Source organism: Nostoc sp. C057 (genome assembly GCF_013393925.1).
GTDB lineage: Bacteria > Cyanobacteriota > Cyanobacteriia > Cyanobacteriales > Nostocaceae > Nostoc > Nostoc muscorum_A.
This window is the reverse complement of the sequence record NZ_CP040281.1, coordinates 501,298-525,551: the sequence shown is the minus strand read 5'-3', so window position 1 is coordinate 525,551 and position 24,254 is coordinate 501,298. Positions and strand designations below refer to the sequence as shown.

Annotated in this window: 18 protein-coding genes, 1 tRNA gene and 1 pseudogene; 10 read left to right on the top strand and 10 right to left on the bottom strand. The window is 41.5% G+C overall.

Annotated elements, in window-relative coordinates; genetic code table 11:
• Positions 1 to 231: 231 nt before the first annotated feature.
• The 9 genes and pseudogenes from FD724_RS02160 to FD724_RS02120 all read left to right on the top strand — a co-directional run bounded on the left by FD724_RS02160 (position 232) and on the right by FD724_RS02120 (position 8,528).
• Positions 232 to 960: a Bax inhibitor-1 family protein gene (locus FD724_RS02160; RefSeq protein WP_179071430.1), complete on the top strand. Its 729-nt coding sequence runs from the start codon at positions 232 to 234 to the stop codon at positions 958 to 960.
• Positions 961 to 1,229: 269 nt separating this feature from the next.
• Positions 1,230 to 2,385 (top strand): PCRF domain-containing protein gene (locus FD724_RS02155; RefSeq protein WP_179071429.1). Its coding sequence is split into 2 segments (ribosomal slippage): positions 1,230 to 1,304 and positions 1,306 to 2,385, totalling 1,155 coding nucleotides; the frame shifts between segments, so codons are not numbered across the junction.
• 351 nt (positions 2,386 to 2,736) lie between these two features.
• Positions 2,737 to 4,045: pseudogene (locus FD724_RS41870) on the top strand (NF041680 family putative transposase).
• Between the two features lie 197 nt (positions 4,046 to 4,242).
• A protein-coding gene (gene prfB / locus FD724_RS02145; RefSeq protein WP_179071428.1) for a peptide chain release factor 2 occupies positions 4,243 to 5,359 on the top strand; the annotation gives its coding sequence in 2 pieces (ribosomal slippage) (positions 4,243 to 4,314 and positions 4,316 to 5,359; 1,116 coding nt in all).
• A gap of 182 nt (positions 5,360 to 5,541) precedes the next feature.
• On the top strand, positions 5,542 to 5,697 hold the full coding sequence (locus tag FD724_RS02140) for a DUF3285 domain-containing protein (RefSeq protein WP_012408076.1): 156 nt from the start codon (positions 5,542 to 5,544) through the stop codon (positions 5,695 to 5,697).
• Positions 5,698 to 5,798: 101 nt separating this feature from the next.
• A complete protein-coding gene (gene ybeY, locus FD724_RS02135; protein ID WP_179075380.1) occupies positions 5,799 to 6,326 on the top strand; it encodes an rRNA maturation RNase YbeY in 528 nt (175 codons plus the stop codon).
• 151 nt (positions 6,327 to 6,477) lie between these two features.
• Entirely contained in the window at positions 6,478 to 6,933 is a 456-nt protein-coding gene (locus FD724_RS02130) for a diacylglycerol kinase family protein (RefSeq protein WP_012408078.1), read from the top strand.
• Between the two features lie 224 nt (positions 6,934 to 7,157).
• Positions 7,158 to 7,757, top strand: coding sequence for an aminodeoxychorismate/anthranilate synthase component II (locus tag FD724_RS02125; RefSeq protein WP_179071427.1), 600 nt, complete (start codon positions 7,158 to 7,160; stop codon positions 7,755 to 7,757).
• Positions 7,758 to 7,760: 3 nt separating this feature from the next.
• A complete protein-coding gene (locus FD724_RS02120) occupies positions 7,761 to 8,528 on the top strand; it encodes an MBL fold metallo-hydrolase (RefSeq protein ID WP_179071426.1) in 768 nt (255 codons plus the stop codon).
• A gap of 99 nt (positions 8,529 to 8,627) precedes the next feature.
• On the opposite strand, the gene FD724_RS02115 is transcribed toward FD724_RS02120, so the two are convergent.
• The gene (locus tag FD724_RS02115) at positions 8,628 to 9,851 is read right to left on the bottom strand and encodes a VCBS repeat-containing protein (protein WP_179071425.1); all 1,224 of its coding nucleotides are present in this window, start codon (positions 9,849 to 9,851) and stop codon (positions 8,628 to 8,630) included.
• 1,166 nt (positions 9,852 to 11,017) lie between these two features.
• Between FD724_RS02115 and FD724_RS02110 the strand changes: the two genes are divergently transcribed.
• Entirely contained in the window at positions 11,018 to 12,328 is a 1,311-nt protein-coding gene (locus FD724_RS02110) for an aminopeptidase P N-terminal domain-containing protein (RefSeq protein WP_179071424.1), read from the top strand.
• A gap of 171 nt (positions 12,329 to 12,499) precedes the next feature.
• Here the strand turns inward: FD724_RS02110 and FD724_RS02105 are convergent, their stop codons facing one another.
• The 9 genes from FD724_RS02105 to FD724_RS02065 all read right to left on the bottom strand — a co-directional run bounded on the left by FD724_RS02105 (position 12,500) and on the right by FD724_RS02065 (position 24,070).
• On the bottom strand, positions 12,500 to 13,045 hold the full coding sequence (locus FD724_RS02105; RefSeq protein ID WP_179071423.1) for a hypothetical protein: 546 nt from the start codon (positions 13,043 to 13,045) through the stop codon (positions 12,500 to 12,502).
• Between the two features lie 64 nt (positions 13,046 to 13,109).
• Positions 13,110 to 13,598 (bottom strand): hypothetical protein, encoded by a 489-nt coding sequence (locus FD724_RS02100; protein WP_256874425.1) that lies wholly within the window; start codon positions 13,596 to 13,598, stop codon positions 13,110 to 13,112.
• A complete protein-coding gene (locus FD724_RS02095; protein WP_179071422.1) occupies positions 13,595 to 15,895 on the bottom strand; it encodes a site-2 protease family protein in 2,301 nt (766 codons plus the stop codon). Before FD724_RS02095 ends, FD724_RS02100 begins: the two co-directional genes overlap by 4 nt.
• Positions 15,896 to 16,027: 132 nt before the next feature.
• Positions 16,028 to 17,914: an ATP-dependent zinc metalloprotease FtsH2 gene (ftsH2, locus tag FD724_RS02090; RefSeq protein WP_179071421.1), complete on the bottom strand. Its 1,887-nt coding sequence runs from the start codon at positions 17,912 to 17,914 to the stop codon at positions 16,028 to 16,030.
• 428 nt (positions 17,915 to 18,342) lie between these two features.
• Positions 18,343 to 18,837, bottom strand: coding sequence for a hypothetical protein (locus FD724_RS02085; RefSeq protein WP_179071420.1), 495 nt, complete (start codon positions 18,835 to 18,837; stop codon positions 18,343 to 18,345).
• Between the two features lie 223 nt (positions 18,838 to 19,060).
• Entirely contained in the window at positions 19,061 to 20,506 is a 1,446-nt protein-coding gene (gltX, locus tag FD724_RS02080; RefSeq protein WP_179071419.1) for a glutamate--tRNA ligase, read from the bottom strand.
• A 133-nt stretch (positions 20,507 to 20,639) separates the two neighbouring features.
• Positions 20,640 to 20,713 (bottom strand) — tRNA-Asp (locus FD724_RS02075).
• 111 nt (positions 20,714 to 20,824) lie between these two features.
• The gene (locus tag FD724_RS02070; protein ID WP_179071418.1) at positions 20,825 to 22,351 is read right to left on the bottom strand and encodes a serine/threonine-protein kinase; all 1,527 of its coding nucleotides are present in this window, start codon (positions 22,349 to 22,351) and stop codon (positions 20,825 to 20,827) included.
• Positions 22,352 to 22,447: 96 nt separating this feature from the next.
• A complete protein-coding gene (locus FD724_RS02065) occupies positions 22,448 to 24,070 on the bottom strand; it encodes a serine/threonine-protein kinase (RefSeq protein ID WP_256874424.1) in 1,623 nt (540 codons plus the stop codon).
• Between the last annotated feature and the right edge of the window lie 184 nt (positions 24,071 to 24,254).

Below are 24,254 nucleotides of genomic sequence, written 5' to 3'. Positions count from 1 at the left end.
AGCTATCGTCGTTTCACTGAACTTATGAGGGGTCTAACTCTATAATTCAGTATTTGTACGCATGATTTTCATAACCTTTCTGTTGCAGGTTATTTTTGTTTTTCACATAAAAATTTCAACATTGGATAATGTTTTTTGTTTAGTCGTCTCTTCCCCTTTCTGGTTACTGGCCCAAAATCTTGGTAAGAATAGGAATAGGCAGAACGTTTTCCTAAAAAACAGTTTTTCAATATGAGCAATACCAGTAATTTTCGTGAAGCTATCCGTGAGGCTAAATCTCACGCCCTCGTTGGCCCAAACGTGATTGCCAACGCCCTCCCCTACGTCGGTGGTGGATTGGTGCTAACGGCATTAGGAACCTACGCTGGTTTGGGAGTTATCCGTACTAACCCCGGAATATTCTTTCCCACCTTCATTGGTGCGGTGATTTTGGAGTTAATTTTGTTCTTTGTTGCCCAAAATGTTGCCCAAAAAGGTAACAAGGGTCTTGCGTTACCCCTGTTGGCAACCTACAGCCTCTTGTCTGGATATACTCTCAGTGGCTTGGTATTTGTCGCTTTGAGATCCCAAGGTGTTGGCATTCAAGGTATTGGTTTAGCTGCCCTTGGTTGTGGCGTTACTTTTATTTTCGCCCGTCAAATAGGTTCAAATCTTTCTGAACAAGATGGGATGGCTTTGACGAAAACCATCAATCTTGGCGTTATTGCCTTGGTGGTTGTGTGTTTAGCGCAATTCGGGTTTGCCATGTTTGGTGTTTACACGCCAAATTGGTTAGAAATTGCCATCTCCGGTTTAGGAGTATTTCTATTTGTTGGGGTTTCTGTCGTCGATTTCTACATCTTGCCCCGCACTTACAGCGATGACCAATATCTACCTGCTGCTTTGTCGATGTACCTCACTTACATCAACTTGTTTGTCTTTATCTTGCGGTTGCTAATTGCCATCAATGGCCGCGATTAATTGCCTATAGGCAATAACAAAAGTAAAGTTTTATAAAATAAAACCGTGGTTAAATTTTTCGCAGCCACGGTTTTTTTATCCGTTTAACAGTAATATATGCAGGGCGAACGCACGGGATTTCTGAAACCCTTGCTGGGCAAGGATCTTGATGAAAAAATAGGCTAAATTAAAAAACGCCAAAACCCTTGCTATTAAAGGATTCTTATACTTTAGATGCGTTTGCCCTGGTAATATATGTAGACGAAGTTAAGCCTCAAGTGAGCAGAACTATGCTTGAACTCTTAAATATCAAAATTGAAGTAGAAAGGTTGTCTAATATCTTGGGTAAGGCTGAGGACTGTCTTTGACCTCCAATATTTGACAGCAAGAATTCAATATTTAGATCAAGTAATTGCTCAACCAGATTTTTGGAATAATCCAACCCGTGCTTATGAAGTACTCCAAGAAATTGAATACTCCATATTCTACAAGCATCAGGAATATCAGCGCTGGTGTTCGATTCTAGAAGATATCAAGGCTGCGTTGGAATTGTTGGAATTATCAGCTGATGATGAATTGTTGCTAGAGGCGCAAACCAACCTTACCCAACTCCAGCAAGAACTCGAAACAGTAGAAATACAACAATTGATGTCCGACCCCTGCGACCAAAAAGGTGCATTTCTCACTATTACTGCTGGGGTTGGTGGTGCAGATGCTGAATATTGGGCATATATGCTGCTACGAATGTACTCTAAATGGGGAGAAAGCCACAGTTACAAAATCCTTTTAGTGGAAGAATCTTGCGGGGATTTAGCTGGGATTAAATCTGCCTCCTTGGAAATTATCGGTCGTTATGCATACGGCTACCTCAAATCAGAAACAGGCACACATCAACTACAGCAAATATCGCCTTTCGATGTTACTAACAGCTTGCACACGAGTTTCGCTAGTGTAGAAGTTATCCCAATGTTGGGTGAGTCCATTGAGTGGGAGATTCCAGAGAAGGATTTGGAAATAACTAGGTGGCATAGCAATAGCAGGAATATCAATCACTCCGAAACATGGGTAAACGTGGTTCACATTCCTACGGGGATTAGTGTATTTTGCAACCAAGAGCGCAGCCAGATGCAAAACAAAGAGAAAGCCCTAGCTATTCTCAAGAGTAAACTGTTTGCGATGCCTACGTCTGGCTACGCCTACGCACTAGCCCAAGGTGTCCAGATTGACAAAATTCAACCCCGACAGATAAAACCTCTATCCAACAAGCTCATCCGTGAATACATTTTGCATCCTTACACCAACGTCAAAGATTTACGTACCAATGTAGAAACGCCTGCTGCGACAGAGGTATTAGACGGTAAAATTGATTTGTTTATCAAAACCTATCTGCAACAGCTATATCTCACTACTTCAGGGGATAAGGAAGTGCTTGATAATTTCAAGTAACTTTTGTAGCTTAATATCAAGTCTGGAGTTTAGACTAAAAGCGATATGAGAGAACGCAAACCAAATGGAATTAGAGGTTAAAAATATTATCTTGTCAGCCTCAAAACATCCGCGACCTTGAACAATTATTGTGTAGTATGTTTGCAGAGAGAATAATACAATAATGATAATCATGAAAATGGTGGGAGAGAAACGAGCGACGCTCGTTTCTCTCCCACCCTCCCTATTCGATTATCATTATCAGATAGAGATTAGATGGGGAATGATTAAGAAAAAAAGGGGTGTCTGATTGAATACAGTCCCCCTTTTGGCAGAAAGTGAGAAAAGAACTACCATTACTCACCTGCCAACATGAAAAATGCCAGACTTGAAGAGTTTCGTCAAGTAGCCTACAAATATTTAGGTAGAGCCAAAGACGCGACCTTTGAATTAACAGATGCCATATTACTGACTCGCAATGTTTATTCATTAGCAGACTTATCTTTATCACCCGTATTCAGACGCAAGTGGTCAAGTATTTATGAAGCGCTACAAGATAGCAGACCGCAGCGACAGAAATTGATGCAGTTATACATCAAACAGATACCAGTAGAGGGACGACCCTTGTTAGCAGGCGACCACACAAACTGGCTCGCCCTGATGCAGTAACGCTGCAAGAGAGGACTTATGAGCATAGTGGCACATCCATAGCAGAAAATAAACCGATTAGCATTGGTCAAGGATATAGCACAATTGCCTGGATACCAGAAAAATCAGGTAGTTGGATCCTACCCTTGAGACATGAACGGATCACAAGTGGCGAAAGCCCAATTCAGAAAGCGGTTTGGCAACTTAAACAGGTGTGTAAACATTTAGCCGTTAGACCAATTTCAGTTTGGGACAGTGAATATGGGTGTGCGCCTTTTGTGTTGAAAACTGCCAGTATTCCCGCAGATATTCTGGTAAGATTGCGCTCAAATCTTTGTTTATGGGGGTGAACCTGAAGCTTATTCGGGTAAAGGACGACCCAAAAAAACACGGGTCTAAATTCAAACTTAGTGAACCCGCGACATGGAGTGATGCAGAATCTGTTTTAGAATTGGATGATCCGAAACTACAACGGGTAAGAGTTAGCCTCTGGAAAAATTTACATTTCCGTAAAGCGGCAGCGTGTCCGATGCTACTCCTGCGGGTTGAACGTCTCAATGCACAAGGTAACTTGAGAGTGTTAAGACCTTTGTGGTTGGCTTGGGTAGGAGAAGAAATGCCACCTGTGGAGGAAGTTTGGCGACTTTATTTGCGTCGTTTTACAATTGACCATTGGTATCGCTTTTTAAAACAACGTCTACATTGGACTGTTCCCAAGCTAGGCACTCCTAAACAATCCGAGCGGTGGAGCGACTTAATGCCTTTTATGACTTGGGAGTTGTGGTTAGCCCGTGATATCGTTGCTGACAATCCTCTACCTTGGCAGAAATCTCAGGGTAATTTGACCCCTGGAAGAGTTGCTCAAGCTATGGGTGGAGTTTTCGCCGCCATTGGTACTCCAGCCCTTCCACCCAAACCTCGCGGAAAGTCCCCTGGTTGGGAAGCCGGAAAAAAGCGTCACCGTAAAAACCGATGCCCGATTGTTAAAAAAATCGTAACACGACCACGTAAAGAGCCATCAGTTGCGGTTTAATACTAAAGATTATTTATAATTTCGCTAAGTCTCTAATTAACTCAGCCCTGCTGGGTCGTTTTGCATAGCTTAGTCTAAACTCCAGTCAAGTGGTGCAGAGAGAAATTGCCCAACTACAGCTAAAATTAATAGATACAAGTAGAATAAAGAGCGATTTCTCAATCCAAAGCGCTCTATCTATCATTACAGCAAGCATTATGGATGTCTTAGAACTCAAACGCGAAATCGAAACGTTGTCTGGCCGCCTGGGTAAAACCCAGGACTATCTTTGACGTACCTGCACTGACAGCCAAAATTCAAGACCTCGAAAAAATATCATCACAGCCACAATTCTGGGATGACCAAACCCAGGCCCAACAAACGCTGCAAGAACTTAATGACCTGAAAGCCCACCTCCAGCAATACGATCGCTGGCACGCCAATCTGGAAGATACTAGGGCAGTTGTTGAATTGTTGGAGTTAGAAACCGATGAGGCACTACTCCAAGAAGCGGAATCTACCATCACTAAACTGAATCGTGACCTGGATCAGTGGGAGTTACAACAGTTACTTTCTGGCCCCTATGATGCAGAAGGTGCTGTACTGACGATTAGTGCTGGTGCTGGTGGCACAGATGCTCAAGACTGGGCATTTATGCTGATGCGAATGTACACCCGTTGGGGCGAAGCTCACGGCTATAAGGTAACTTTAGCTGAAGAGTCGGAGGGTGATGAAGCCGGAATTAAATCGGCAACCCTAGAAATTACTGGTCGCTATGCTTATGGTTACTTGCGATCAGAGATGGGTACTCATCGCTTAGTGCGGATTTCACCTTTTAATGCCAACGGTAAGCGACAAACCAGTTTTGCAGGGGTGGAAGTGATGCCGCAGATTGATAATTCTGTGCAATTAGACATTCCAGATAAGGATTTGGAAATCACCACAACTCGTTCTGGTGGTAAAGGTGGGCAAAACGTCAACAAAGTAGAAACTGCGGTGCGGATAGTTCACCTTCCTACTGGTCTTGCCGTGCGCTGTACAGAAGAGCGATCGCAGTTGCAAAATAAAGAGAAAGCCCTAAATCGCCTCAAAGCAAAGCTTTTGGTCATCGCCAAGGAGCAACGCGCCCAAGAAATTGCCGAAATTCGTGGCGATATGGTAGAGGCTTCCTGGGGAAACCAAATCCGTAACTATGTGTTTCACCCCTACCAAATGGTGAAAGACTTACGTACAAATACAGAAACAACGGCGATTGGCGATGTGATGAATGGCGAACTTGATCCATTCATCCAAGCTTATTTGCGCCAAGAAAACAAATTAGTAGAAAACCCTTAATCATAATTTGGGATTATTTGCAAGTGCTAAGTAATGAATTTTTAACATTACTTAGCACTTTTGATTTTTGAGGATTTTAGATTGGCGCGTTTTGAGATAAATTTCTGAGTAATATGCAGGCGATCGCTATCCTATCCCAGACCAACTGTTACAGTTATAAAAGAGTCTGTAGACAAATAACTATGAGCAACTCTCCTTCAACAGAACCTCAACCTAGCTACGTAAAACTTGCCATGCGAAACATGGTGCGAAAGGGTGCAACTTCCTTGAAGCATTTTGCGTTGACTGCTGTAGGGCTTTTAGCTCTCCTTGTTGGTCTTGCTTACTTAACTCACTAAGTTAGTCATTAGTCATTAGTCATTAATTATATTTAAAAGGACAAAGGACAAAGGACAAAGGACAGTCAACCCTAAACCTCAGACAAGGAGACTATGTGCCCCTGAGCGTTGAACTATATGTGGAGGATTCTTTTTACAATTTGTCCCTGACAACATCTGTAAAAATTGCTGACACTGATACTCGAATTCCTCCTGAAACTTGGGAAAATTGGTTTAATCAGTGGTTGGAAATACTTCAACCTCAAATTCCGCCAGCGCCAAGTTATGAAATTGGGCTGCGTTTGACAGATGACTCGCAAATTCAAGAACTGAATGCTCAGTATCGTCAACAAGATAAGCCTACAGACGTTTTAGCTTTTGCTGCTCTAGAAGTGGATTTTCCGCAAAGCAAAGAAATGCTTGCATCTGTACCATTATACTTAGGTGATATTATCGTGTCTGTAGATACAGCACAGCGTCAAGCTAACCAGCAGGAACATAGCTTACCAACTGAACTAGCTTGGTTAGCATCTCACGGTTTATTACACCTGTTGGGCTGGGATCATCCTGATGAAGAAAGTTTGGGGCGAATGTTAAAACAGCAAGTAAGATTGCTGAACGCAATTGGTATTGCTATTGACATGGAATAGCAGTAGTTATGTGTTCTTAATGTTAATTTTGGGTAATACTTTTATAATACTTCTGTGCAAATTTGCTTAAAGATTGCCTCAAAGTTAATTCTGCCATTAAGATCGGCGAATATTCCCACTGTAGCAACTCTATTTTTGTATTTTTAAGTCTATGTCCCCAAAAATTTCTTCATCACCAACGCCTACCTCGTTACAAACACTGGTGTCTAACGAACGGGAATTTTCCTGGAAAGTAGCCTCTAATTTATTTGTTAGTTTTAAATATGCCTGGGCTGGAATCAGCTATAGTTTTCAAACTCAACGTAATTTTCGCATCCACGTAAGCGTTTGTGCTTTAGCGATCGGTTTAAGCGTATTTTTGCACCTGCAAGCTGTGGAAATAGCGGTAATTGGTATAACTAGTGGTTTAGTTTTGGCATTAGAGTTACTAAATACAGCGATCGAGTCTCTTGTGGACTTAACCGTTAAGCAGACATATCATGAATTGGCAAAAATCGCTAAAGATTGTGCAGCTGGTGCAGTTCTTGTCTCTGCTTTGGTAGCGGTGCTGGTAGCTGGTACGCTATTGCTCCCTCCTCTGGTAAGGTTAATTATATCCGCTTTGTAAATATGATTTGCGTAGGCGTAGCCCAACCCAAGCATCGCCAAGTGACTTGGTAAGAGGATCGCACTCTACTCAATTCACATTATAAGAAATTAAAAATTTAAGAAGTGGCTTGTTATAAAGTAGCCGCTTCATATTTATGTGTCTACGTTAGCGTTATTTTTATATCTAGCGAACAATATATTATCAGTAATCTGATGAGAGCTAAAAACCAGGAGTGATGAGCTTTGATTATAGTTATCGACAATTACGACAGTTTTACATATAACTTAGTGCAATATCTGGGAGAATTAGCAGCAGAATTCTCAGTAGCAAATGATATTAAAGTTTTTCGTAACGACAAGATATCCATAGATGAGATTCGGGTATTAAAGCCGGAAGCCGTAGTTATTTCTCCTGGGCCTGGCCGCCCGGAAGATGCGGGTATATCCTTAGAATTGATTGAACAGCTAGGACAAGATTTGCCAATTTTAGGTGTCTGTTTGGGACATCAAAGCATCGGTCAAGTATTCGGTGGTAAAATAATTCCTGCTCCAGAGTTGATGCATGGCAAAACCTCTCAGGTATCTCACACTGGGGTGGGGGTTTTTCGGGGATTAGAAAATCCTCTCATCGCGACTAGGTATCATAGTTTGGTAATCGAACGTGAGACTTGCCCAGATGTGTTGGAAATCACCGCTTGGGTTGAAGATAACACCATCATGGGAGTGCGACACCGGAACTATCCTCACATTCAGGGTGTCCAGTTTCACCCAGAGAGTGTCCTGACATCTTCAGGAAAACAGTTATTACGAAATTTTCTCGAACAGTTACAGTCAAGAGCATAATTAATGAAACGACGACAGTTGATGGGCTATGCTGGGGCGGGGTTGGCCACAGCTTTAGTTACTACCTTGGGTTCTAAATCTCAAGCTGACGCACAATCTAGCGGTTTATCAGTTCAGTGGTTGGGTCATACTTGCTTTCTTTTTACTGGTGGTGGTGCAAAAATTCTCGTCAATCCATTTCGGACGGTTGGCTGTACTGCTAAATATCGACTACCAAAAGTTGCAGCAGATTTGGTACTGATTAGCAGTCAATTACTGGATGAAGGTGCGGTGGACGTACTACCGGGAAATGCAAAACTCATCTACGAACCAGGAGTTTATGAGTTTAAAGGTATTAAGTTCCAAGGAATTGCCATAGACCACGATCGCAAAGGTGGTAAGCAATTCGGCTCAAATACTGCTTGGAGTTGGAAGCAAGGCGGGATTAATATCTTACACTTAGGGGGAGCCGCTGCACCTATTTCCATTGAGCAAAAAATCTTGATGGGACGACCCGATGTGTTATTCATTCCAGTGGGAGGCAGCGCAAAAGCCTACAATGCTCAAGAAGCAAAGCAGGCTATTCAAGTATTAAATCCCAAGCTGGTCATTCCGACCCATTACCGGACACAAGCGGCTGATGCTGCTAAGTGCGATATTTCACCACTTGATGATTTTTTGACCTTAATGCAAGGTACGACAGTGCGGCGTAGCAATGGAGATATTGTTTCCATTAGCCCTGGTAAATTGCCAGAAAAGGGAGAAATTCAGGTTTTGACTTACAAGTTTTGAATAAAAGGGACTGAGAAAGAACAAGGGGAAGCAGGGGGAGAATAATGACTCCTACCTCCTACCTCCTGAATTCAGAATTCTGAATGCTGAATTCTGATTTTAGAATGTATACCACTGTGGGCCAAGCTTATCTGCATCGCTGATGGGATTGTCAACGGCTGTTGTTCCATCTATAGTCCAAATGTCGTCTGAACCTGCGGTCTGATCGCGCCAGTAGATATCGGTCTTACCGTCGCCGTTGAAGTCACCAAGAGATGGTGTCAAGGCTGCGTTATTAGTTGGTAAGAAAGCTTCAGTCGCAACTGTTGTACCATCCATCAACCAAGCGGTGTTCGCACCTGTGGTTCCATTGTGCCAGAAGATATCGGTCTTACCATCACCGTTGAAATCACCAATTTTGGAAGTCCAGGATGAGTCAAGTGTTCCCAAAGCGCCTTCTGTGACTAAGATGCCTCTCATCGTCCAAACCTTGTTTTCACCGGTTTGAGCGTTTCTCCACAGAATGTCAGTGCTTAAATCGCCGTTGAAATCACCAAGGCTAGCAGTCCAGGCTGCGTCTTGGGATTGCAGCGCAAATTCAGTCTTTTGGGCACCATCCATAAACCAAGCGCTGTTATCACCAGTTGTTCCATTGCGCCAGAAAATATCGCTCTTGCCATTGCCGTCGAAATCAACAATGGTAGGAGTTAGAGCTGTGTCTGTAGTGTCTAGAACAGTTGCAGTGAGAACTGTGGTGCCATCCATCTCCCAAATAGCGTTCTCACCGGTTGTAGCATTATGCCAGAAGATATCGGTTTTGCGATCGCCATTGAAATCCCCAATCTGAGGACTCCAGGCTGCATCAACGCTAGATAGAGCAGCCGCAGAACCAACTCTAGTTCCATCCATCAGCACAATGCTGTTCTCACCTGTTGTCTTATTGCGTAATAAGAAGTCGGTTTTACCATCAGCATTGAAATCAGCAATTTTGTAATCATAGGCGGATAGGTCAAATTGACCCAAAGAACCCTGTTCGACAACTTTTGTGCCATCCATCAACCGAATAATAATCTCACCAGTTGTAGAATCGACCCAAACTTTATCTGTTTTACCATCACCGTTGAAGTCAGGAACAATCGCCGCACTGGTTAAGTAAGGATTAGGATTAGGATTTGCTGACACCACAGCAGATTGTTGTGGTTGGTAGGAACTCTTACTCCCCAAAAACGAATCAGAATTTAGAGGAGTTACGCTATCAAGAGGAGATGATAATTCTTGTATTTTTTCGGAAGTTTGTGTCCATTGTGCATTCAAAGTTTTTGAAGTATTTTGAGTTCCAAACATGGTGTGTTTTTATGATTGGTTGTCATATTTTTTTAACTTTTTTTTGAAGCCGCTTTCTGTAACGAAATAACATTTTCCAGGTTTTCCATATTTCTTTATAACTATTTTTTGTTTATTAATATCATTATTTGAAGATAAATCTTTATTTGTTTTAAGTGATAATTATAAAATCTTCAAGTCCTATACAAACAATTACAAAATTCTTTTTGTTCATTATGTATATGATGATTTACAGATAAAGCTTTATTGCTTTATCTGTTTTCTTTGACATTCAAAACTTTTATCAAAATTCTACTTATATCTTTAACGGTTCATTAGTCAGACAAAAAGTATTCACACTACACTATAGGACTAATATTTGATTGCCTAAAATAACTCAGTACAGCTCAAAAAGCCTTCTTGACTATTGCCTGCCCACTATGGCTAGAACAAAAATCAAAGCGGCTTCCTATAGTAGCCTTTCAAACTTCGATTCATTGGTAATTACGTTCGCAGGAAGGAATTTAGTCCTTATTTTTTAAGTACTCAAATGTTTAATACAAACTTTCAAAATTAGCTTTATAAAGTAATACTCGTATTTATTACAAAGTTACAAATATGCTAAAATAGAAATAATCGCTACATCAATTCTAATAATTTGTGTAATAAGTCCTTGTTTTATGATGAATTTCTCAATTGTTTGCGGAATAACTACTATTTTTTATTTTGTGGAATAGCTCTAGATGTCTGCTTACTTTCTTCAACTGTACCAACAGGTAATTGCACGCCAACTTCGAAAAAATTCGTATATGTAAATACCACGAATTCATCTTTGTTGACCACGTAAGCGTTCGCGTTTATTTCTGTGGGTTGAGCAGACATATTCTTTACAGTGTGTTGTGGAATTTATTAACTACCAAAATTGATATCGAATAAGGCGATAAAAATAATTTATTTTTTATAAATATACTAAATCATTCGATAACAACAATATTTCCGAGTTATTTCAAAATTAAGAAATCTGAGTATTTTAAGATAATTGATTATTCTCCAACGATTTATGGCTGGAGTGGAAACAAATATTGGTTAGAATAACTTAGATTAGCAACTATTAAGAGGCCTGAACTGTGCATCTACCAGTTGCTAGAAGTGTAAAATAATACAATATTTTCATAAAAACATCAGCTATGCAAGCAGAATATCGGCAGCGTCGCGAGCAGTTAATGGCAAAAATTGGTGATGGCACAGCCATTTTTCGCAGTGCGCCAATGGCAGTGATGCACAACGATGTCGAGTATGTTTATCGCCAAGACAGTGATTTCTTCTACCTAACTGGTTTTAACGAACCACAGGCAGTAGCAGTGTTAGCGCCACATCATTCAGAACATCGGTTTGTGCTGTTTGTCCAACCGAAGGATCGCGAAAAGGAAGTATGGACTGGTTATCTTTGTGGGGTAGATGCAGCCAAGGAAATTTATGGTGCTGATGAAGCGTACCCCATTAGCGAGTTAGATGAAAAGTTGCCGCAGTATTTGGAAAAAGCCAGCCGCCTTTACTATCACTTAGGACGCGATCGCACTTTTAATGACCAAATCCTGAGACATTACCAAAGTTTACTGCGGACTTATCCTAAACGCGGTACTGGCCCGATCGCCATTGAAGATACTGGCCCTGTTCTCAACAGCATGAGACTAATTAAAAGTGAAGCTGAGTTGGGGTTAATGCGTCAAGCGGTTGCGATCGCCACGGAAGCACACAATTACGCCCAAGAAATCACCGCACCTGGACGTTATGAGTACGAAATTCAGGCGGAGATGGAACGCATCTTTCGAGTCCGGGGTGGAATGGGGCCAGCTTATCCTTCGATTGTGGCTTCCGGTGTGAATGCTTGCGTACTCCACTACATTGAAAATAATCGTCAAATGCAGGATGGAGAATTACTGCTAATTGATGCCGGTTGTGCTTACGGTTATTACAACTCGGATATTACCCGGACATTTCCTGTGGGGGGTAAATTCACGCCAGAACAAAAGACGCTGTATGAGATTGTATTGGAGGCGCAAAAACAAGCGATCGCTCAAGTGAAACCAGGTAATCCCTTCAAATTAGTTCACGATACAGCAGTGCGCGTTATCACAGAAGGTTTAGTTGAACTTGGCATTCTCAAAGGTGAAATTGATAAGTTAATTGAAGAAGAGAAATATAAGCCATATTATATGCACCGCACCAGTCATTGGTTAGGTTTGGATGTTCATGATGTGGGAGTTTACCAGCACGGTGAAGACAAACCGCAGATTTTGCAACCAGGTCAAATTTTGACAGTGGAACCGGGACTATATATTGTGCCTGACACCAAACTAGCAGAAGACCAACCACAGACTGCTCCTCGATGGGTTGGCATTGGTATTCGGATTGAGGATGATGTGTTAGTTACACCTGATGGACATGAGGTGTTAACTGCGGGAGTTCCCAAAGCAGTGGATGAAATGGAACGATAAAAAAGGGGGAAGGGGAGCTAATTTCCAAGTCTCTCTCCCAATCTGGGAAACGTTAGAAAACCCGGCTTCAATAAAGTAAGCCGGGGTAATTTATGCACTTGTATAAAAATGAGGGTTAATCTGTGCGCTCGTTATTTTTGGCACTAGGAGCGATCGCGGAAAGTTCCTAAATCAAGAACAGCCTTCAACAAATTCAACTTCTGGTAGTTTACCTGACCGAAACCCAGTAACACGCTTACCGTCAGTCTCGAAAATAACGCGATAGTTCTGATCAGCACGGTCTTTCGGGACAAATGTCAAGTAGTGTCCGCCTTGGACGTATTTATGAGGTGTGATTTTAATTTGTCCTGGGTAAAGAGACTTGATTTGTGCTTCGGTATCGCCAATTTTTGCACCTTTGAGGGTAGTAATCTGGGTATTCTGCCGCACATCTACTCTAGAAATGCGACCTCCTGTCACCATGAATGAAAGATTGTTGGGTTCATTTTGTGGCTTAACATAGTAGCAATTGTTATTGGGTGGATCACCAACTAACTTAGTACCAGCAGCCTTTGTCGCTTGGGAAACAGTCATCCCAACTCGTACTGCACCGATTCCATTGATAAACAGTTTTGCCTGATTTGTCAGTTTCGCCTGTGCTACAACTGTGCCGACAGTCAGAGAAGAAACTACCAACGTTAAGCAAGCAAGAGCCAATAATTTAACTTTATTATTCATAAATTGTGGGAATAAAAGTAGGTAGATTTTTGCATACAGTACCTATGCTACCAATTTCAGATTTTTAAGTTGTTAACTGGCGAAATTCTGATATTACTTCAATCAAACCAACGATATTACGGTTGAACTCAGGTAAATCTTCCGCAGGTATCCAATATTCCTGATGTATAGAACCGCCTACAGTTTTTACGGAGTAGCGACTTAAAAACCCTGCACGCACCTGAAAACGTGTCACATAGCCGATGTATCCTGTGTCAGTACTTGCCGCATTCCAGTGACAGGCAATTTGTGCGGCGTATTCTTCGTTAAGTACCGGGTAGAAAATAGGCTGTTCAGGTAGTCGAGGAGGAAATTCGCGATCGCCACTTTTCTTAATCAAAGCCAGTTCTTTTGGCCCAGTAGGACGGAAGAGTGTGATTGTTTCTTGATCGCCTTTAGGCAAGGGTTCTCGCGCTTGCACCCATGCTGTGGGAATACCTTCTACACCTGTAGATATCGCCACAATATCACCTGCGATCGCAGGTGGTATCTCTATCTCCCTGGTTTTTATCAACTAGGATCTTCCTTATCCATAGCTTTAAAAAGAGTATTTCCTGTTTGTTCATCTGCGATCGCTCCTTGATTATCTCCCAAATGACGACGAATTTCGCTACGTAATATATATGCTTCTGCTTCTTTAGGATTTAGCTGAATTGCATAGTTAGCATCTGCGATCGCACCTTTGTAATCTTGGAGTTTTTGACGAGTATATCCACGAGAGATATAAGCGTAGGTATCTTTGGCATTCAATTTAATAATTTCGTTGTAATCAGCGATCGCTCCTTTATAGTCTTCCAGATGATTAAGAACTTGCGCTCGCTGGTAATAGATACCACTGACATTTTTGGGTTTAAGGCGCAAAATCTCGTTATAATCTTGAATCGCGCCTTTATAATCTTTTAATCTATTACGAAAGCTGGCACGAGTCATCCGAGATTCAATATCGTGAGGTTTTAAGCGCACAATTTGGTCATAATCTGCTAGTGCGCCTTTATCATCATGCAGTCCCATACGCGCCCGCGATCGCTTTATATAAGCATCGACATCATTAGGATTTTTACGCAAAGCAGCAGTTGTAAGCTCAATTTGTTGTTGTTTATTTTTTCTTATCTGCTCAATTCTTTGCTGAGAATTTTGAGAGTAATAAGTCAATAACGTTACCCAGCTAGGAGCCATAGCTTGCAAACTACCTACCATTCCACCTAACAAGGTTATACAGTATATAACTAATAGAAAAATTCTAGTTTTCCATTTACTGCGGGATTCGTACTGCTGTTGAATCAATCCCTTTACTAAGGCGTATCTTTTACTGAAAGGCAAGTTTCCATATCCGAGTTGCTTCAGATACTTGAAGATGAAATGCAGAATATTATCCCGATCTATTGGTGAATTTAGCCGTAGTTCTTTTTGAAATTTCTGATTAATTTTAGCGCTGCGAAAGCTATTAGGGATGCCCATAGCTATCAACATCGCAAATAAAAACATCATTGGTCTATCTTTTCCTAGAAATCCTAAGATAATCACACCAAAGACTTTAAATAAAACACCAATGTAAGGAAAACGAGAAAACAGGAGTAAATCAGCAATTTGTCCTCCATCTAGAGGATAAATAGGGAGGAGATTAAACAAGTTTAGAAATATCAGCGTCCAACTCGTTTTTTGTACCCAATCAGGATAAGCACTACCCAAAGGTGCAACGATCGCCAACCCAATCCCCAAAATTAACCCTGGTAATGGCCCTGCTAAAGATATCCAAAACTTTTGGGTGAGTGTGGCATCATCTTTACGGGCAGTTGCTAAAGCGCCTAAAAACGGTACGAATAAAACAGAGGTATCACGATAGCCAAACAGTTTCATCGCCAATAAATGTCCGCCTTCATGAAAAAACAGTACAGCGATGAAAATCACCACACTTTGTGGAGTAAGAAAGCTTGTATAACTAGCGATAAACAACCCTAGACTACCCAACAAAAGCCAAGTACGAAATTTTTTACCCACCAGACCAGTTTCGGTATACTGCATTTGTTTAAATCCCTCTACTTCCAGTTCTATAGGGATTTCTTGTAAAATGCTGGAATCAGTTTTGGCTTGTTGTCTGCGTTGCTTAATGATATTTGCTGCTTTCTTGTTACCCTGCGTCATTGGGTTAAGCAATTTCAAGACTGTTAGCCAATGTATCTGAAATAACTCTGTTCCCTTGATTGGTGATATTTTCCCCGTCTTGGCTAAGTTACTAACATAGCCACTCATCTGTATCTGTAGTGCTTGTGCAAAAGACTCTGGTGATAAACCACAAGCTGTTTTGCTGGTAGTTAATTGTTTGAGACGATCTTGATGAGTCTGCCATTGTACTGAGACTTTGCCGGTATAAACATCCTGAACAATAGTGTTAGGAAACTCACCTATAAGTCCATGCTGTTTGCCGTTGACAGTCAGCAATAAAGTTCTATCCTTAAAAAAGGTATAAAACTCTATATCGAATAAATTGACAGGTTCGGCTAAACGACGAATAACTACTGTGGCATAGCTTTTGAGTGCTTTGTTATATAAAAGAAGTTCCCAATTTGTTTGCTCATAGGCTTTGCTGATTGGTTGATATTGCAAATAGCTGCATGGAAGAAAGCCGAATTGCTCTAGTTCTTTAATGGGAGTTTGAAATAAATCTTTTAAATAGATAGGAACTGTATCAGTCTTTGTAATCTGGTACTTGGGATATTGAATCTGAGATTTGCAAAGTAGTAAAAAGAGAATGAGATAGCGAATAACAGTCAGTAGAAAGTAAATTGCGATCGGGTAGATTAGGTATTGCATAGCAATATATAGTTTTTAACTATGCTTAGTATTCCCTGACACTAAACAAAATAGCTTAGTATTACAAATACCTAAAATAAAAATGGGTATAGCCTTTTGACCATACCCATTTCAGTGATTTTATAACAGTGGTTACAGTTGCGGTACGTACTGCTGTTTTTCAGGAACTTCAGCGTACTCAGCCACAATCTGGCGGAATTCTTCGCCGTCAATGGTTTCTTTTTCGATGAGCAAATCGACTAAGCGATCGGTGACAGTGCGATGATCGCGGACAATTTTCTTCGCGTTTTCGTAGCATTCTTCCACGATCGCTCGGACTTGTCCATCAATGCGAGAGGCGATGGATTCGGAATACTCAGATCGAGTTGTCCAGTCACGACCCAAGAACACTTCACCCTGCTGGCTTTCCAATGAAAGTGGTCCTAAGTCGGACATCCCGAACCGAGTCACCATTTGCCGTGCCATTCCCGACAACTGCTGCAAGTCTCCACCAGCGCCAGTTGTGACTTCCGCAGCGCCAAAAATCACCTCTTCAGCAGCGCGACCGCCCAAAGCACCAGTAATTCTGGCTTTCAACTGAGAACGAGAAATTAATCCCTGTTCTTCGTTGGGAGTAAACCAAGTTAAACCCTGTGCTTGTCCCCGTGGGATTAAGGTAACTTTCTGCACTGGATCGTGGTCTTTTAACAAAGTTCCCACTAAGGCGTGTCCAATTTCATGGTAGGCAATTAAGCGCTTGCTCTTGCTATCCACCAAAGGAGTACCTTCCATCCCCGCAACTACCCGATCTACCGCGTCATCAATTTCGCGGAGGGTGATCGCTTCTTTGCGTCTTCTAGCGGTCAAAATTGCTGCTTCGTTGAGTAAGTTAGCTAAATCAGCACCAGTGAATCCAGGAGTGCGGCGAGCGATCGCATCTAAAGATACGCTAGGGTCTAGTTTCTTGTTGCGTGAATGGACTTCCAAGATTTCCAAACGCCCTTTAATATCGGGTGCATCAACTGTTACTTGTCGGTCAAAGCGACCGGGACGTAACAAAGCTGAGTCTAGTACGTCGGGACGGTTGGTAGCAGCAATAATAATAATGCCTGTGTTACCTTCAAACCCGTCCATTTCAGTGAGCAACTGGTTGAGGGTTTGCTCTCTCTCGTCGTTACCGCCACCGATACCAGCGCCCCGTTGCCGTCCTACTGCGTCGATTTCATCGATGAAGATAATACAAGGGGCGTTGTCTTTGGCTTTCTTGAACAAATCGCGGACGCGGGATGCACCCACACCAACGAACATTTCTACAAATTCCGAACCAGAAATACTGAAGAAAGGTACGCCTGCTTCGCCTGCGATCGCTTTTGCTAATAAAGTTTTACCAGTTCCAGGAGGCCCAACTAACAGCACTCCCTTGGGAATCCGTGCGCCTACAGCAGTAAATCTTTCTGGCTGTTTCAGGAAAGTGACGACTTCTTGTAGTTCTTCCTTAGCTTCTTCAATACCCGCTACGTCATCAAATTTAACCCCGGTTTTCGCCTCCATTTGGAAACGCGCCTTAGATTTGCCGAAGTTCATCGCTTGACCTGGCCCGCCGGGAAGGTTGCTAGAACGCCGGAACAAAAAGAACAACCCAGTAATCAATAAAACTGGAAATACGAGATTGCCCAACAATCCCCAGATTGCGCCATCATTCCGCATGGGGTGAGCATCAAAACTAATATCTTTTTCTTTGAGCTTGCTGATTAACTCAGGAGCGTTAACAGGCAAATCCACCCGCCACCTTTGGATGCGATTTTCGATGTCTGGATCGCGGGCTTCGATAATAGCTGTCCTACCGCCTTCGTAGAGATCAACACTGCTGACGCGATCGCCGTCCAAGTATTCTAGAAAGCGGCCATAAGTCATGCGGGTATTGGCTGCATTTTTACTCATGTCAGTAGGAGCGCCTGCAAAGGCCCCTTGCCAGAAGAAAAAGCCAATTACCAAAGCCGGCAATGTCCAGAGTACTACGACTTTCCAAGAGAATTTCATCTTAATTTGCCTCTAGATGCCTATACAATTCATCAGCTCTAGTAACCAAGTGTTCATCACTCTGTCACTTTAAGCTGTTAAACGGATGTTTATAAATCCATTTTGTTTAATTTGATCTCTTATATGCACTGTCATAAGGCAATTAGAGCATTATGGCGATGCCAACAAGAATCTTAATCAAAGTTAACTTAATTTTAATACAAAATCGCACGAGAAAAGGGAGCGCAACGGGATGCAAAGCCACGGAGAATTTCTCGACAACACTTCTTATATCGTTTCAACCCCTGACTGAAGGGGCAGGGGAAGTAGGGGAGGTAGGAAGACAAGGGGACAAGAGGTGAGAAATTGAAACAAGTCTTTCTCCTTGTCCCCAATTCTCCTTGTCCCCAAGTCCTCTTCCCAATTCCCAATGCCCAATTCCCAATTTTCTACTTAACTTCTGTAATTTTGAGAGTGTAAGGAAGATACTTACCTGTTTTGTAGGAACCAACCCAAACTTGGTAACTTCCAGGCAGCCATTCGCCAACAATACCGGCATTTTTGCCATCAAAATCGTCATTACACCAAGTACCACCTGGCCCCTTGATAATTATGGTGGTGTCTTCAGGACTTTGGACTTGCAACTTTAGGTAGTCGAATTTACCTGTTAGCGCTAATGTGTGGTCTGGTGTTTCATCAACAAATCCGGTACAAGGGCCAGTGGGCGTTTCACTTCTGCCACTTACTTTAGTCCCAGATATTGAACCACCACTCATCCCGCGAACTGTCAGGGGGTCTGGCGAAAACTGGGGACTAATACTTACATCTCCAAATATCGTTGGCGCTTCCTGAGCATCGGTTACAGCGTTAACTGTCGATGTGATGAAGAGCGTAACTATCATCAACGATAATCTCATCCCTCTATTGAGCGCTTTTGTCGGCATTGTAATTACGTTCGCTTCTAAGTGGTTTTGAAGACATGAATTTTACACACCAAGTTCCCAATGTGGGGAGAATTGACTACCTATTTTAGATTTGAAATTGGGGATAATTCATTAGTAATTAGTCAATGATTTGTCGTTCTTATAGTTGCTCTACCTTATGGATAGGGGCACACGTTTGTGCGCCCCTAAAATCTAAAATATTTCTAAAATCTGGAAGTAATCGCTAATTAGCTTCTGTTATTGCCCGGCTCAAACGCGATTTGTCTAAACCAATCTGATTTAGTAGTAACCAAGATTGAATGAGGTCGGGGCCATGAACATCTCCAGTTAAGGCTGCTCGGAGCGATCGCATTACCAAGCCTTTTTTAACTTTTTGCTCTTTCACCACTTGTTTGATAATGTCCTGAGCGGCGGCTTCCGAGAGTTGCGGCTGATTTTCTAAAGCTGTGACAATCGCCTCAAGGACAGCAGTAGAACCTTCTTGCTTTAGTTGTGTACTGCCTTCTTCGCTAAATTCAACTGTGTCGCTAAAAAACAGTTGGCCTTGAGGTACTGCATCTACTAAACGAGTCAAACTCTGGCTAATTAAAGTTACAAGCTGTTCTAACCAAGCGCGATCGCGTCTACCATCAAATTTATACCCAGCCGCTTCCCAAAAGGGTATGAGTAAATCTGTGAGTTTATCTACTGGTGTATGGTGGATATACTGACTGTTCAACCAATCCAGCTTGTCCCAGTCAAACTTTGCGCCTGCTTTATTTACACGCTCAAAGCCAAACTCTTTAGCTGCTGTTTCTAAGGTAAATATTTCTTGCGTCGAGTCTGGTGGCGACCAACCCAGCAATGTCATATAATTTACCAAGCCTTCAGAGGTAAAGCCCATTTTCTGAAAGTCGGAAATGGAAGTAACACCATCCCGCTTAGAAAGCTTACGCCCTTCCATATTCAAAATTAATGGCGTGTGGGAGAACTCTGGAATTTTTGCACCCATTGCTTCATACAGCAGAATTTGCTTGGCGGTATTGGCGATGTGGTCTTCTCCGCGAATGACATGAGTGATTTGCATATCAATGTCATCCACTACAACGACAAAGTTATACAGTGGTTGACCGCTACCCTCTTCTGAGGCGCGGGCGATGACCATATCACCACCTAAATCGCTACCTCGCCAAGACATTTTTCCCCTTACTAGGTCATTCCAGACAATTTCCCGCCCATCTTCGATTTTGAAGCGAATCACATAAGAACGACCTTCTGCTTCATAAGCGGCACGTTGTTCTGGTGTGAGGTTGCGGTGACGGTTGTCATAGCGCGGAGCTTCACCTCTCGCTTTTTGGGCTTCTCTTAGCGCTTCTAATTCTTCGCTGGTGGTGTAGCAGCGATAGGCTAATCCTTGATCTAGCAGTTTTTGTACTGCTTCTTTATAAAGATCCAGGCGTTGAGATTGAAAAAATGGCCCTTCATCCCAGTTAAGACCTAGCCAGCGCAATCCTTCAAGAATATTATCGGTGTATTCGGGACGCGATCGCTCTAAATCTGTGTCTTCTATTCGCAGGATAAATTTCCCGCCGTGGTGACGGGCAAATAACCAGTTAAACACAGCTGTTCTAGCTGTACCAATGTGTAAATTTCCGGTTGGACTCGGCGCAATACGGACTCTGACAGTCACAGTTAATTCTCTCTTTCGCAAAGCATGATAAATGTAGCTTATATTCAAACCCCCAATTCTGGGTCAATCCTTTTGGGGAATTCCAAATCAAAAATCACCGAAGCTCGGTGATTCACTACTTATAAATTTAGAACGGGACTGACGGGGCTCGAACCCGCAACTTCCGCCGTGACAGGGCGGTGCTCTAACCAATTGAACTACAGTCCCTTGTTTGGTCAACTTTGCTATTATCACTATTTTTTTTCTGCTTGTCAAGCATTTTGGAATGGAAAATTAGAAATTATTTTTGTCCCGTCTCTCCAAGGTGCGAATTTACCGTTAAATAGACCTTGATAATACAACCTGGGGCTTAGATTCTAAATGCTGCAATATCCGGGATTGCATTTGTTTATATTGCTGTTTTAATAGCTGTTTGCTGACTTGGGGCACAGAAGCTGGTGGTAGGCTATGAGTTTGTTGCACCCAGGTTTTCAACATTTGTCGCTGAGTTGGCTCGATGCGACTACTGAGGACATTGGCGCAGGAATGTGGTGCTTCCAGAGTAAACAAAATCAAAGGATAGTGTTCATTTTCAGCCAGGAAACCTACCATCTTCAGATTTTGGGGATTTTGCATATCTAAGTAGCACGGTAGCCACTTAGGAGCCAATTGCCGATCGTAGAGTACTGTCACCCACAACAGCATTGGGTGAGGGGATGTCATGAAGATAAACTGGTTGTAACGGGTAGAAAGAGCATAGTTTTTGATTTCTTGTTTAGGCAACATCAACCATAGTGCGGTCATAGATTCTTGTGCAGTATCTATAAGCTGGGGAAAAACAATTTCTTGAATTGGTTTATTTGGAGGCCACAAAAGTTGTCGGCACCTTTGTTCTACTGCAATTGGTAATCCAGAATCTAGGGGACGGCTAAGGATGGGATTAGAGGATAAATTTGTTGGTAAACTGGTAGAATTAGATTGTTCTAAGCTATTTAATACTTGCAAAATTTGAGCGATATTTTGTGGGCGATCGCTTGCTTTTTTTGCAAGACAAGACATGATTAAATTATTTAGCTTCTGAGGTATTTTCAGAGTTGGTTTAACATCTGCGATCGTTTTTGGTTGTTCAAAGTGATGTGCTTTATACCAAGCACCAAAATAATCAGTTTCTGGTTCCCAAGGTTTTTTGCCTGTGAGCATTTCAAACATCATCACACCCAGGCTATAAATATCAGAGCGACTGTCTAATTTTTCTCCATCTAGCTGTTCTGGAGAACAGTAGGGTAAAGTGCCATTAAATCCCCTGCTTGTACTAGCTGTTGACGCATAATTTAAAAATCTAGCAATCCCAAAATCGAGAATTTTAACTAACTGACCTAATATCGGATCGGGAATAACTAATATATTGGCAGGCTTAATATCTCTATGAACCAACGGACAAATTTTGCCGTCAATATTAATACCTTGATGGGCACACTGTAAGCCCAAACAAATTTGGCGAGAGAGAGTCAAAAACATCGACAATGATAGCGGAATTAAGTCCTTTAAACTCTTACCGCATAGATATTCCATCACGTAGTATGGTTTTCCTTTCTCATTCACACCATAATCATACGCCCGCACTATGTGTAAGCTCTTTTGACTCAAAGCTGCGCTCATTAAAGCTTCACGAGCAAAGTCTTGTTGCATCTTGCTATCGACAACAGTCTGAGTTAAAAACTTGATAGCAACTGGTATACCTCCTAACAAAATATCATTTGCTAAGAAAACTTCACCCATACCACCGCTACCAATTAATTGCTTCAGTTGGTAACGATTGGCAAGTAAGCCCGTACTACTTGGAGATGTAAATGGGCTTTGATTCACTTTATTCACCTCTGCTGCTGAGTCTATTTAAAGTTAGTAATACACACATAAAAATATAACTAAGTAATGGTAGGCAAGTATTTTAATTACGCACTTTTAAGAACGCGATAAAAGTTTAAAAAAAATCTCCAAGAATTTATCCATCCAATTTTTTAACCCTTCTTTCTCAGCTTTATGATCTGCGGCTAACTTTTGTAAAATGTCTAATTTTAATTTTTCGTACTCTGTTTTTAGAAGATTTTTAGCTTGATTAGACAAAATTAATTCATTTGACCGTTGACTCATATCTAACCAGTCTACAAGTTGCTGACGCTGATTAGCTGTGAGACTTAAGGTTGTTACATGAGAGCAACGATTTGGCTCTTCTAGGGTAAAAAATAGTAGATGATAGTAGCCTACCTCTGCTAAACTACGTGCTATATTCTGCCCTTTATTATCTTTCAAATCTAGAAAATAAGGTAGCCACTTAGTCATAGAAGGCTGGGCATCGTATAGGACTGTTACCCACAACAACATCGGATATACATTAATTTTACTAATAAATTCAGTGCTGTGTACTTTATTCAAAAATTTTGCAATCTCTTGTTTGGGCAACATTGCCCAAAAAGTTGGTATAGGTCTTTGAGGAGTTTGTAATAAATGGGGAAAACCAATTGCACCAATTGGTTTGTTCTTAGGCCAATTTTTCTGCAAACATTCTTGTTCTGACAAGAATGTTGCCGGTACTAATTGAACTGGAAGTGAGGCTTTAAGAATGTCACTACTATTCTTAGCAATAACATCATTAATCTGACTATTAACCTTTTCTAAACCTTCTAATATTTGGTTGATATTTTGCGGACGATCGCTTACTTCTTTCGCTAAACAACTCATCAATAGTTTTTCTAATATCTGCGGTACTTTGACTTGCGGATTCACTTCTTCAACTGTAGGTGGCATTTGAAAGCGATGCGCTTGATACCAAGTACCAAAGGAGTTACTTTTTGTCTGAAATGGATGTTTTCCTGTTAGCATCTCAAACATTAATACTCCCAAACTGTAAATATCGGAGCGCACATCTAGCAATTTGCGCCCTTCCATGTGTTCTGGAGAACAGTAAGGTAAACTGCCAATAAAAGAATCTGTCAGGGTCATCCCACTTCGTTCTGTTAAAAATTTAGCGATGCCAAAATCGAGTATTTTAACAATTTCTCCTTCTTTACTATCTTCACTAAGAAATATATTTTCGGGTTTTATATCTCTATGAACAATAGGATAAATCTCTCCTTTGAGGCTAATACCTTGATGGGCACATTGTAAGCCTAAACAAATCTGATTACAAATCTCCAAAAATTTCGATATTGTTAAGGGTTGAATTTTGAGGATTTGTTTGAGATTTTTTCCTTGGAGGTATTCCATTACATAATAGGGGGTTTTATCGTCAGTAACGCCATAACTTAAGATGCGAACAATATGTTTACTTTTACGACCCAATTGAGCGCCAATAAAAATCTCTCTGGCAAAGCGTTGGGACATTTGCTGATTCGCCAAACTGAGTGATAAAATTTTGATTGCGATCGGCATACCACCTTTAGCAGTATCTTCTGCTAAATAAACTCTCCCCATCCCCCCTTTGCCGATCAAATCTCTGATTAAATAGCGATTATTTAAAAATTGTCCGATATAATCGTCTAATTCTGCTTTTTGCCCTACCATATTCTCAATTTTTTTTTGTGGCATAAAAATCATTTATGAAAAATATTTTTGGCAAATTAGTTTAATCAGTCTAGTTAAGTACTAAATTTAAATCTAAAAATATCAGAATTTGTCGGAAATTAATAATATACGGCCATTACGGTTAATCTGCCTGCAAAATTTCTTAAACATTATGTAACATATTTATTAAGGAATACGGTTGAGAAAT